Raw genomic sequence first — 11191 nt, 5'->3', positions numbered from 1 at the left:
GGGCATCGCGCAAGCACGGCGACGCACTCTGTCGGCTTCTTCAACCGGCCCTCCGGGTTGCCTTTCGGCGGGCGTCTGCGGCGTCGAGTGGTTCAACCGTATGTTTCTATACGCTTTTCGCCACTCGACGCCGTATCCACCTCGCCCAACGAGCAACGCAGACCGCATGGAGTGTGAGAAATGCGGGCTGAGCTGCTCACCATCAAGGGCCTCGATTGTTTCTATGGCGAAGTGCAGGTCCTGCACGGGCTCGACCTCGTGCTGAACAAGGGCGAGGTCCTGTGCCTGCTCGGACGCAACGGCGCCGGCAAGACGACGACGCTGAAGGCAATAATGGGGTTGGTGCCAGCGGCGGCCGGTTCGATCGGCCTGGAGGGTCGCGAGTTGACGGTGCTGGCCGCGCACGAAGTTCCGAAGGCCGGCATTGCCTATGTGCCGCAGGGCCGCCGGTTGTTCGCGGAGATGACGGTCGCCGAAAACATTGAGATCGGCCTGATGGCGCGCGGCAAGGGCGCGGCGACACGCGAAGCCGTGCTGGAGCTGTTCCCGCGCCTGCGCGAGCGGCTGAAGCAGCGGTCCGGCACACTGTCGGGTGGCGAACAGCAGATGCTGGCCATGGCGCGCGCGCTTTGCCTGGAGCCGCAGGTGCTGCTTCTGGATGAGCCGACCGAGGGACTGATGCCGTCGATGATCGACAAGATACGCGAAACGGTCGCCAAGTTGCGCGGCCTCGGTGTTTCGACCATCCTGGTCGAGCAGCGGGTGGAAGCGGTGCTTGCCGTCGCCGATCGCGTCGCCTTCATCGAGAACGGCCGCAACCGCGAAACCATGACCGCCGAGGCGTTGCGTGCTGATCCCGCAGCCGTCAAACGTTATGTCGGTGTAGGGTAGCGCTGGGCCTCATCGCTCCGGTATGGATGCCGGCAGGCAGGTGAGGCCAGCGTTAACGATCGAGGTTACGCTGGCCGAAGCTAGCTCCTGCTCAATCACCGTTCAGCTTTGCCAGCGGCCGCAAGGGTCATTGCCGTCGAGCAGGCCGAGGTCGCGGCGCAGGTGTGGTGACAATTCCCTGACATCGAGATGCGCCCTCTTGCGACGGCCGAACCCGTCGGTCAGCCAGGACAGCCAGTGGTGTCCTGAAACCGAAAACATCAATTGCTGTGTCGTTGTCATGGCGGAACGCCTCCGGTATGCCTAGATACATCTGATCCGTGAGGCTCTATGTCGTGCCGATACGCCTTTGTTTCCAATCGAACGTCGATCATGACCTATAAAGAGAGCTTATGAGCTTTCAGCTTCCGCCTCTCGCCGCCACCCGTGCCTTCGAGGCAGTTGCACGGCATCTGTCCTTCACCAAGGCGGCGCGCGAGCTCGGCATGACGCAAGCTGCCGTCAGCTATCAGATCAAGCTTCTGGAAGAGCGTCTGGGCGCGCCACTTTTCCTGCGCCATCCGCGCCATATCGAGCTGACCGACGTGGGACAGCGGCTGGCTCCAGCGATCACCGATGCCTTCGCTATCATCGGCGAGGCCTATTCAACTGCTCGCTCCGGCGCAGAGGGGGTATTGTGCGTCAGCACGATCCTGACCTTCGCCTCCAACTGGCTGGCGCAGCGGCTCGGCGCTTTCCAGATGGCCTACCCTTCGCTCGCCGTGCGCCTCGACACCTCCACAAGGCTGATCGATTTCGCGCGCGAGGACGTCGACATCGCCATTCGTTCCGGCAATGGCAAATGGCCCGGCACCGAGACGCACAAGCTGTTTTCGGCGGATTTCACGCCGATGCTCAGCCCGGCACTCGCCGCAAGCATCGGCGGCGTGAACAAGCCGGCAGACCTGCTTCGCCTACCGATCATGGACCCCGGTGACATCTGGTGGAAGGAATGGTTCAGGCTGGCCGGTGTCGACGCCGGCGAGCTTGCTTCGCGGCCAGCCTCAAGCATGGGCGCGCAGATGTATGAGGCAAGCGCTGCGGTCGCCGGTCACGGCGTTGCCATCCTGACCCGCGAACTTTTCCAGGCGGAACTCGTCAGTGGCCGGCTGATCCAGCCCTTCGACCTCGTCGGCGACGATGGCCATTCCTACTGGCTGGTCTATCCGACCTCGCGGCGCAATGTGCCCAAGATCAAGGCTTTCCGCGATTGGCTGTTGGCCGAGGTCGAACGATCGTTTGGGGCAAATGCCGAAGCTCGCAGCCCAGCCGTCATAGTCGGTACATCGGGTCGATCTCAGTTCTCGTCGCCGACGAAACGATAACCAACGCCAGGCTCCGTGCGGATGATCGCCGGCGCGGACGGATCGCGTTCGATCTTGCCGCGCACCTGGCCGACGAAGACACGCAGATAGTGCAGGTCATCGGCATGGGCTGGCCCCCAGACCGAGGTCAGCAGCGCCCTGTGCGTGACGACGCGTCCGGCATGGCGCGCCAGCATCAGCACGAGGTCGTATTCTTTCGGCGTCAGATGGATCGGTGCGCCGCTGCGGGTGATCAGCCGGCGCACGGTGTCGATGTGCAGACCGTCGACCGAGATCTCGGTCACACCGCCATCTTCGCGGGTGCGGTGGCGCAGCGCCGTGCGGATGCGCGCGGTCAGCTCACCGATGCCGAACGGCTTTTCGATGTAGTCGTCGGCGCCGAGATCGAGCGCGGCGATCTTTTCACTTTCGCGGTCGCGCGCAGAAAGGATGATGATCGGCAATTCGGACCAGCCACGCACATTCTTCACCACATCCTTGCCATCCATGTCGGGCAAGCCGAGATCGAGGATGATTAGGTCGGGTGCCGCCGTGGCGATCGCCCTCAAAGCCTGAGCGCCGGTCCCGGCCTCGATCACCTCATAGCCGGCGGCGGTCAGCGCCGGGCGCAGGAAACGCTGGATCTGCGGCTCGTCATCGACCACCAGGACGCGAAAGCCGCTCACGACAGTGTCTCCGTTTCGACAGGCCCATCTTCGACAGGCATGTCTTCGACCGGGAAGCGCAGGATCATGCGTGTGCCTTTTCGTTTCTGGGCCGGGCTTTCGGCCCTGATGGTGCCGCCCATCGCCTCGACGAAGCCGCGTGCGATCGGCAGGCCGAGCCCCGTGCCGGGCGCACGCCCGTCGGGCTTGCCGCGCCGGAAGAACTTTTCGAACACCTGTTCGAGATCCTTCTCCGGAATGCCCTTACCCATGTCGACCACCGACAGGACCAGTTCATTCTGGTCGCGCCGCGCATAGATGCGGATCGGTTCGGTACCGCCATATTTGTCGGCGTTGTCGACGAGGTTGAACAGCACCTGACCCAGAAGCACGCTGTCGCCACGGATCAGCGGCAGGTCCGGCGCCAGCTGCGTTTCGACGATACGGCCCGGGAACACCTTGCGGGAACGCTCGACGGTGGAGTTGATCACGTCGGACACGTCGACCCAGTCGCGCTTGGCTTCGACCGAGCCGGATTCGATGCGTGTCATGTCGAGCAGGTTGGCCAGGAAGCGTGACAGCCGTGCGCTTTCTTCGTCGATCGAAACGAGCAGGTCGTCACGGCTCTGCTTGTCCATCCGGTCGCCGAGCTCGCGCAGGCTGGTGATGGCGCCGGTGATGGTGGCAAGCGGCGTCTTCAAGTCGTGCGACACCGAGGCGAGCAGCGCCGAGCGGAAACGCTCGCCTTCCAGCGCCGTGGCCTGGCGAAGGCTTTCCTTGGACAGGCGCGCCCGGTCGATGGCCACGGCCGACTGGTCGAGGATGGCGTTCAGCATCCTGTCTTCGGTGCCATCCAGCAACTCGCCGTCCTGCTGGATGCCGCAGACGCCGACGACGCCATGCGGGCTCATCAGTGGAATGAAACGGAAGGCACTGTTGGGCAAGGTGCCGGTGCCGCTGCCGGCCTCCTCGCTTTTCTCATAGGCCCAGCGCGCGGCCGCCATGTCCGAGACGCCGAGTTCGGTGTCCGGTGGCCAGGATGCCTGCAGCCGCAATTCGCCCTGATCTGGCAACAGCAGTGCCACCGTGCGCGACAGCACGCCCTGCAACTGCGAAACCGTAGCCCACACCACGTCGTCCTGCTTGGCGGTCCCCGAAAGCTTGCGCGAGTACTCGTAGAGCGTCTGTGTGGTCACGGAGCGCTCGCCGGATACCTTGGCCTGTTCGCGCAGCCGCGAGGTGAGGCCGCCAGTCAGCATGGCCGCCGCCAGGAAGACGAACAGCGCAAAGACTTCGTGCGGTTCGGCGATGGTCAGCGTGTAGAAAGGCGGGATAAAGAAGAAATTGTAGGCGATGGCCGAACCGAGCGCGGCAACAACTGCCGCCAGATAGCCGCTGCTGATCGCCGAGACCAGCACCGCCAGCAGATAGATGATCGAGATGTTAGGCAGACGCAACCATTCGTCGATGCTGAGGCCGAAGCCGGTCGCGGCCGCGACCGTGGCGACGGCGGTGCCGACTTCGCGGGCGAGACGAAGCGCCAGCGGCCGCCGCTTCACCGGTGTGGCCGGCGGCGGCATCGCATCGTCGCCGGTGACGACATAGACGCCGATGCCCGAAGCCTTCTCCATCAAGGCGTCGGGCAACGAGCGACGGAACACGCGCCAGGGGAAGGACTGCCTGCGCCCGCCGATGACGATCTGTGTGGCGTGTTCACGCCTTGCCAGCCGCAGGATCTCCTCGACGAAATCGCTGCCTTTCACGCGCCGTGTTTCGGCGCCGAGCCGTTCGGCGAGGCGGAAGGTGTCGTCCAGCCGGCGTTCGCCCGCCTGGTCGGCGACGGCGCGGTCCACGGGCTCGATCGACGCGACGATCCAGTGTGCGTTGAGGCCGGAGGCGAGCCGGCTGGCGATGCGCACGACCTTTTCGGACAGCGCGTCCGGCCCGATGCAGACCAGCAGCCGCTCGGCCGAAGGCCATGGCCCTTCGATGGCGTTCTGCTTGAGATAGTCGACCATCTGGTCATCGACGCGGTCGGCGGTGCGCCGCAGCGCCAGATCGCGCAGCGCCGTCAGATTGCCGAGGCGGAAGAAGGAGTCCGCCGCGCGCGCCGCATTGGCGGGCAGGTAGACTTTGCCTTCCTTGAGCCGCTCCAGCAGTTCCGCCGGCGGCAGGTCCACCAGCAGCACTTCGTCGGCTTTCTTCAGCACCGTGTCGGGGATCTGTTCGCGCACCGGCACGCCGGTGATCTGGGTGACGACGTCCGACAGGCTTTCCAGGTGCTGGATGTTCAGCGCCGTCCAGACATTGATGCCGGCGGCGAGCAGCTCGTCGATGTCCTGATAGCGCTTGGGGTGGCGGCTGTCGGGCGCATTGGTGTGCGCCAGTTCATCGACGACGATGGTGTGGGGATGGCGTGCCAGTGCCGCGTCGAGATCGAATTCATCGATGGTGCGGCCACGATAGGCGATGCTGCGCAGTGGCAGCACTTCCAGCCCTTCGAGCAGCGCCGCGGTTTCGCCGCGCCCATGCGTCTCGACAAGGCCGACAAGAATATCGGTGCCGTCTTCCTTCAAGCGGCGCGCGCGCGACAGCATGGCGTAGGTCTTGCCGACACCAGGCGCAGCGCCCAGGAACACGGTCAGCCGACCGCGCCCCTGGGCGCCTGCCAATGCCAGCAGCGCGTCAGGATCGGCGCGCTTTTCTCGATGACGGTCGCTGTCTGCCATTCACCGGAGCGGAATGTTGGCACTCCGCCCCATCTCCCTTTCCTCGACGCATGCTCCTGTCCGAGAAGTCTGCGACTTCGCGGGATCATGCTCCAGATTTAGGACTTTAGCCGATCGAGCGCGAGATTTAGTTTCAGCACGTTGACGCGCGGCTCGCCGATCAGACCGAGCAATCGGCCTTCCTGTGTTTCATCGACTAGCCTGGTCACATCCGCTTCGGGCAGGCCACGCGCCTTGGCGACGCGTGCCACCTGATCACGGGCGAAATCCGGCGAGATGTGCGGGTCGAGACCCGAGCCGGACGTGGTGGCGGCATCGGTCGGCACGGGGCTGGCGATGCCCGCGCCATTCAGGCGCTGGATGTCGGCCGCAACGCGGTCCTTCAGTTTCTGGGAGGTGGTGCCGAAATTGGAGCCGCTGGAATTGCCGGCGTCGTAGGGCGTGCTGCCGATCGCCGACGGGCGCGGCCAGAAATAGCGATCCGTCGTGAAGTTCTGGCCGATCAGTTCGGAACCGATGACGGTTCCGTTCTGCCGGATCAGGCTGCCGTTCGCCTGCGCCGGCAGGACGATCTGGCCGACGCCGGTGATGGCGAGTGGATAGGCGATGCCGAGCAGGATCGTGAACAGCACGATCATCACAATGGCGGGGCGGAGATTGCTTGTCATGATTACACCAGATGAAGAGCCGAGACGGCGATGTCGACCAGCTTGATGCCCGCGAAGGGCAGGACGAGGCCGCCGACGCCGTAGACGAGGAGATTGCGGCGCAGCAGCGCTGCGGCACCCACAGGGCGGTAGGCGACACCCTTCAGCGCCAGCGGGATCAGCGCGATGATGATCAGTGCGTTGAAGATCACCGCCGACAGGATTGCCGATTCCGGTGAGGTCAGCCGCATGATGTTGAGGTTGTCGAGCGCCGGATAGGTCGCCACGAACAGCGCCGGGATGATGGCGAAATATTTGGCGACATCGTTGGCGATCGAGAAGGTGGTCAGCGAGCCGCGCGTCATCAGCAACTGCTTGCCGATCTCGACGATCTCGATGAGCTTGGTCGGGCTGGAATCGAGATCGACCATGTTGGCGGCCTCGCGTGCGGCCTGGGTGCCGCTCTGCATGGCAACACCGACATCGGCCTGGGCAAGCGCCGGCGCGTCGTTGGTGCCGTCACCGCACATGGCGATCAGGCGGCCGCCTTCCTGTTCCTTGCGGATGTAGCCGAGCTTCTGCTCTGGCGTCGCTTCGGCGAGGAAGTCGTCGACACCGGCTTCCGAAGCGATCGCCGCCGCGGTGACCGGGTTGTCGCCGGTGACCATGACGGTGCGGATGCCCATGGCGCGCAGCGCCGCGAAGCGCTCCTTGATGCCGGGCTTGACCACGTCCTTCAGGTGGATGACGCCGAGCAGTCTGTTGCCCTCCGCGACAGCCAGCGGCGTACCGCCAGTGCGTGCCACCAGTTCCACAGCCTGCCGGAAAGCTGCGGGCACGCGGGCTTCGTCCAGTCCGGTGAACTTGAGCACGGAATCGACCGCGCCCTTGCGCAGGCGGCGCTCGCCGAGGTCAACGCCCGACAGCCGGGTCTCGGCCGCGAACGGGACGATCGCATCGGGCTGTCTGGTCGGTGCCGCGGCACCGAATTCGCCGGTCGCCAGCGCGACGATCGAGCGGCCTTCCGGCGTCTCGTCGCCAAGGCTCGCCAGCATGGCGGCCTCGGCCAGCTCTTCGGCGCGGACGCCCGGCACCGGCAGGAATTCGGTCGCCATGCGGTTGCCGAAGGTGATGGTGCCGGTCTTGTCGAGCAGCAGCGTGTCGACGTCGCCGGCAGCTTCCACCGCGCGTCCGGAGGTGGCGATGACGTTGAAACGCACCAGGCGATCCATGCCGGCGATGCCGATGGCCGACAGCAGGCCACCGATGGTGGTGGGAATCAGGGTCACCAGCAATGCCGCCAGCACGGTGATGGAAAGCACGGTGCCGGAATAGCCGGCAAGGCCCCACAGCGTCGCCACCGCGATCAGGAACACCAGAGTAAGGCCCGACAGCAGGATCGACAGCGCGATCTCGTTCGGTGTCTTCTGGCGCTCGGCGCCTTCGATGAGCGCGATCATGCGGTCGACGAAGGACGAGCCGGGTGCCGCTGTGATGCGCACCTTGATCCAGTCGGACAGCACTTGCGTGCCGCCGGTGACGGCGGAGCGGTCGCCACCGGATTCGCGGATGACCGGAGCGGATTCACCGGTGATGGCGCTCTCGTTGACGGAGGCGATGCCTTCGACGATTTCGCCGTCGCCCGGAATCAGTTCGCCGGCTTCAACCAGCACCATGTCACCGACCTTGAGGTCGGTGGCGGGGATGCTGGCGACGTCCAGCCCGTCTTCCGACATCAGCTTGCGGGCGGTGAGCTGCGATTTGGTACGGCGCAGGCTGTCGGCCTGCGCCTTGCCGCGGCCTTCGGCTACTGCTTCGGCGAAGTTGGCGAACAGCACGGTGAACCAGAGCCATGCCGCGATCTGAGCGGAGAACAGCGGCTTGCCGCCGGCGATGACGAGATCGCGCAGGAACATCAGCGTCACCAGCGCCGCCACCACTTCGGTGACGAAGATGACGGGATTGCGCATCAGTTTCTGCGGCGCCAGCTTGGCGAAGGCCTGTCCGAGCGCCGGCCACAGGATGGTCGGCTCGAAGAGCTTGTGTTGGATTGCGGTCGACATGAGAAATGTCCTTTAGAAGGTCTGGCCGGCCAGCATCGCGAAATGCTCGACGATGGGGCCGAGGGCGAGAGCCGGGAAATATTGTAGGCCGCCCAGGATGAGGATGATGCCGACGAGCAGGCCGACGAACAGCGGCGTGTGGGTCGGGAAGGTGCCAGCCGAGGCGGTCGTCTTGGTCTTGCCGACCAGCGAGCCGGCGATGGCGAGCACAGGCACGACGTAGCCGAAGCGGCCGAGCAGCATCGCGATGCCGAGCGTGGTGTTGTACCAGGGCGTGTTCGCCGTCAGGCCGCCGAAGGCCGAGCCGTTGTTGGCGGTCGTCGACGTGTAGGCGTAGAGGATCTCCGACAGGCCGTGCGGACCGCTCATGCTGATCGAAGCGACAGCGAATGGCAGCATGGCCGACAAGGCGCTGAAACCGAGGATCGACAAGGGCAGAATGAGCACCGCCAGCATGGCGTATTTCATCTCGCGCCCTTCGATCTTCTTGCCGAGGAATTCGGGCGTGCGGCCGACCATCAGGCCGGCGACGAAGACGGCGAGGATGGCAAAGACGATCATGCCATAGAGGCCCGAACCGACGCCGCCAGGCAGCACTTCGCCGAGCTGCATCAGGAACATCGGAATGAGGCCGCCGAGGCCGGTGAACGAGCCATGCATGCCGTTGACGCCGCCATCGGAAATGCCGGTGGTGACGGCGGCATAGGCGGCAGTCATGGCCTGGCCGAAGCGCACTTCCTTGCCTTCCATGTTGCCGAGCGCGTTGTCGAGGCCGAGTGCGGTCAGGATCGGGTTGCCCTGGGTCTCGGCCCAGTAGATGACGCCAACGCCGGCAATCAGAAGGATCGCGATCGCGGCGACGAAGGCCCAGCCCTGGCGTCGATCACCGACCATCTGGCCGAAGGTGTAGGCAAGTGCTGCCGTCACCATCAGCATGGCGAGGATGTTGAGATAGTTCGACAGCGCCGTCGGGTTCTCGAACGGATGCGCGGCGTTGACGTTGAAGAAGCCGCCGCCATTGGTGCCGAGCTGCTTGATGGCTTCCTGGCTGGCGACCGGTCCGAGCGCAATGGTCTGGTTGGCGCCCTCGAGCGTGGTCGCGGTCACCGAGCCGTCGAGCGTCTGCGGCAGGCCCATGGCCACGAAGGCGATCGCTATGACGATGGCAATCGGCAAGAGCACGTAGAGCGTGGAACGGGTCAGGTCGACCCAGAAATTGCCGACGGTCGTGCCATTTGAACGGATGAAGGCGCGGGTCAGCGCCAGCGCCATGGCGATGCCGCTGGCCGCCGAAACGAAGTTCTGCACGGTCAGCCCGGCCATCTGGGTGAAGTGGCTCATGGTGGTCTCGCCACCATAGGACTGCCAGTTCGTGTTGGTGACGAAAGAGGCGGCGGTGTTGAAGGCAAGATCCGGCGCAACGCCGGCAAAGCCTTGCGGGTTGTAGGGCAGGTAGGCCTGCAGCCGCTGGATGGCGTAGAGCACCACCAGGCCGGCGATGCTGAAGGCGATCATCGAAAACGCATAGGCCAGCCAGCCTTGCTCTTTCTTCGGGTCAACGCCAGCCAGAGCATAAAAGCCGCGCTCGACAGGGCCAAGCACGGGAGAGAGAAAGGTTCGTTCGTTGGAAAAGACTTTTGCCATGAACAAGCCGAGCGGCTTGATCAGCAAAAATGTGACGAGAAAAAGCAGGCCGATCTGCAGCCATCCGATCAAAGACATGGCGGAACTCTTTTCTTAAAATTTCTCAGGCCGCAGCAGCGTCACCAGAAGGTAGACGCCAAGGGCTGCGGCAACGGCGAGGCCGAGTAAGGCTTCCATCAGGATCTCCTCGCTCAAAGCCGGGTCAGGGCACGCGCGTAGAGCGCGAAAATCAGGAAGGATCCTATGCCAAGGGCAAGGTAGGCGAGGTCGAGCACGATGCTTCTCCGCGATTCAGGGAATGCGGAAAATGCTCCTGATGCCGGTCAAATATCGATTGGGAATAGATCCGCCGGGCATCAAGAAAAGATAAGGATTGTGTCAGCCGGCGACGTGCAGGCGCGCGCCGGCGGTTTCCAGCGCAGCCACGATGTCGGCGGGCGGCGCACTGTCGGTGGCGAGTTCGGAGAAGCCGGAAAAGCCGCATACCCGTACCAGGCCCTGGCGGCCGAATTTGCTGTGGTCGGTGATGACGACGGAGCGCTGGCCGCGCGACAGCACGGTAGCCGCGAACTCGGCCTCTTCCAGATCGAAGTCCATGACGCCACCTGCCGCATCGATGGCGCCTGCCGATATGATCGCGTGGTCGACGCTGAAACGGCCGACGAAATCGATCGCTGAGACGCCGAAGGCGGCGCCTGAATCGCTGCGCAGCTCGCCGCCGGCCATATAGACCTTGTTGCCGTTGGCGGTGGCCAGCGTACGCGCGATGTCGGACGAATTGGTGACCACGGTGAGCCGGCGATGGCCCAGCAGTTCGCGGGCGAGGAAGCTGGTGGTGGTGCCGCAGTCCAGCATGATTGACTCGCCGTCGCGGATCGTTGCCGCCACCATGCGCGCGATCGTTCGCTTGGCATCGGCATTGTCCCGCATGCGTCGCTCGAACGGGGCTTCGCCGACGATGTTTGGCAGGCCGATGGCGCCGTGCATTTTCAACACCGAGCCGTCTTCGGTCAGCGGTTTCACATCGCGGCGTACGGTTTCCAGCGAGACATCCAGCCGCTGGGCGAGGTCGGCGATCGTGACCGTGCCTACCTCCTGCAGGAGACGCAGGATTTCGCTGTGCCGCTTGGAATGGTTCACCGAAGCCTGCCCTGTTTCCGGCATTATGATGACTGATTTGTAGAACTTTGTGCGATTAAAAACAACAGA

The 11191-nt window shown here is 64.4% G+C and carries 10 protein-coding genes; 2 read left to right on the top strand and 8 right to left on the bottom strand.

The window, feature by feature from the left end:
- Nucleotides 1–180: 180 nt before the first annotated feature.
- Nucleotides 181–891, top strand: coding sequence for an ABC transporter ATP-binding protein (locus AC3WTO_RS30325; RefSeq protein WP_492464692.1), 711 nt, complete (start codon nt 181–183; stop codon nt 889–891).
- Between the two features lie 102 nt (nt 892–993).
- Here AC3WTO_RS30325 and AC3WTO_RS30320 read toward each other — a convergent pair whose 3' ends face one another.
- A complete protein-coding gene (locus AC3WTO_RS30320; RefSeq protein ID WP_492464693.1) occupies nt 994–1173 on the bottom strand; it encodes a hypothetical protein in 180 nt (59 codons plus the stop codon).
- Between the two features lie 110 nt (nt 1174–1283).
- Between AC3WTO_RS30320 and gcvA the strand changes: the two genes are divergently transcribed.
- Nucleotides 1284–2255 (top strand): transcriptional regulator GcvA, encoded by a 972-nt coding sequence (gene gcvA / locus AC3WTO_RS30315; protein WP_492464694.1) that lies wholly within the window; start codon nt 1284–1286, stop codon nt 2253–2255.
- Here the strand turns inward: gcvA and AC3WTO_RS30310 are convergent.
- From AC3WTO_RS30310 to AC3WTO_RS30280, 7 genes are all read right to left on the bottom strand, one after another.
- The gene (locus AC3WTO_RS30310) at nt 2228–2920 is read right to left on the bottom strand and encodes a response regulator (protein WP_492464695.1); all 693 of its coding nucleotides are present in this window, start codon (nt 2918–2920) and stop codon (nt 2228–2230) included. The genes gcvA and AC3WTO_RS30310 overlap by 28 nt on opposite strands.
- Nucleotides 2917–5628, bottom strand: a complete 2712-nt coding sequence (locus AC3WTO_RS30305; protein ID WP_492464696.1) for a DUF4118 domain-containing protein — start codon at nt 5626–5628, stop codon at nt 2917–2919. Before AC3WTO_RS30305 ends, AC3WTO_RS30310 begins: the two co-directional genes overlap by 4 nt.
- A 98-nt stretch (nt 5629–5726) precedes the next feature.
- Nucleotides 5727–6296, bottom strand: coding sequence for a potassium-transporting ATPase subunit KdpC (gene kdpC / locus AC3WTO_RS30300; protein WP_492464697.1), 570 nt, complete (start codon nt 6294–6296; stop codon nt 5727–5729).
- A 2-nt stretch (nt 6297–6298) separates the two neighbouring features.
- Complete coding sequence (gene kdpB, locus AC3WTO_RS30295) at nt 6299–8338, bottom strand: potassium-transporting ATPase subunit KdpB (protein ID WP_492464698.1); 2040 nt, start codon at nt 8336–8338, stop codon at nt 6299–6301.
- A gap of 12 nt (nt 8339–8350) precedes the next feature.
- On the bottom strand, nt 8351–10060 hold the full coding sequence (kdpA, locus tag AC3WTO_RS30290) for a potassium-transporting ATPase subunit KdpA (RefSeq protein WP_492464699.1): 1710 nt from the start codon (nt 10058–10060) through the stop codon (nt 8351–8353).
- Between the two features lie 15 nt (nt 10061–10075).
- A complete protein-coding gene (kdpF, locus tag AC3WTO_RS30285; protein ID WP_207213090.1) occupies nt 10076–10177 on the bottom strand; it encodes a K(+)-transporting ATPase subunit F in 102 nt (33 codons plus the stop codon).
- Between the two features lie 183 nt (nt 10178–10360).
- A complete protein-coding gene (locus AC3WTO_RS30280; protein ID WP_492464700.1) occupies nt 10361–11122 on the bottom strand; it encodes a DeoR/GlpR family DNA-binding transcription regulator in 762 nt (253 codons plus the stop codon).
- Nucleotides 11123–11191: the final 69 nt, after the last annotated feature.

This window comes from Mesorhizobium sp. EU05-FHT14A09 (genome assembly GCF_058790995.1).
The sequence above is the reverse complement of the archived record's forward strand: the minus strand, read 5'-3'. Positions and strand labels throughout refer to the sequence as shown.